The organism is Kocuria sp. CPCC 205260 (assembly GCF_040981045.1).
In the GTDB taxonomy this organism is placed as follows: domain Bacteria; phylum Actinomycetota; class Actinomycetes; order Actinomycetales; family Micrococcaceae; genus Kocuria; species Kocuria palustris.
The window spans coordinates 1-593 of sequence record NZ_JAVKPT010000065.1 but is presented as its reverse complement, the minus strand read 5'-3'; the positions used below and the strand labels follow the sequence as shown (position 1 = coordinate 593).

Genomic DNA, 593 nt, shown 5'->3' with positions numbered 1-593 from the left:
TGCGAGCACGAGTGCTGCGGCGGCTACGACGCGGGGCATGTCCAGGCCGGCGTTCTCCCCCAGGGGCACCACTACGGCGTTGCTGTGGGCTGCCAGCACCCCGTGGCTGACCAGCCACGCGAGCACCGGGGCTGACTTGGCGGCGATCCAGGCCGCTCCCCCGGCCAGGACTGCTGGCACCAGGAAGCCCATGACGTTGATCAGCGCTAGTTCTTCGTTCTCGTTGTTCGCCAGGTTGCTCATGGGGGTGCTCCTCAGGCTGCTTCTTCTAGGTCGTCGTCATCGGCGTAGCGGGCTTGTACCTCGGCCCCGGGGCTGAGCTCGGTGCTCAGCTCCTGACCCTGGTCGTCGTAGCCGACGATGAGGCAGTCGTGGCCCTCGTGGTGGATCTCGGAGACCATGATCTCCACCCCCAGCTGCTCCAGCTGCACGTACTGCCCCTCCTGGAGCTGTTCGACCGTGGTGGTGAACGTGGGCTGGTGCGTCGCTGGTGCGACGGCGGGGCCGGGCCTGGGCGGGGCCATGCGCGGCTCGTAGACCGGGCGGGGTTTGGCATCGGCGGAGTGGAACGTGCGGACGATCGCCGCGGCCAC

General features: G+C 68.8%; 2 protein-coding genes. Both read right to left on the bottom strand.

From position 1 onward, the window contains the following. A partial coding sequence (locus RF645_RS13180) for a hypothetical protein (protein WP_368819262.1) occupies positions 1-243 on the bottom strand: 243 nt, incomplete at its 3' end. 11 nt (positions 244-254) lie between these two features. Continuing rightward, a partial coding sequence (locus RF645_RS13175; protein WP_368819261.1) for a hypothetical protein occupies positions 255-593 on the bottom strand: 339 nt, incomplete at its 5' end.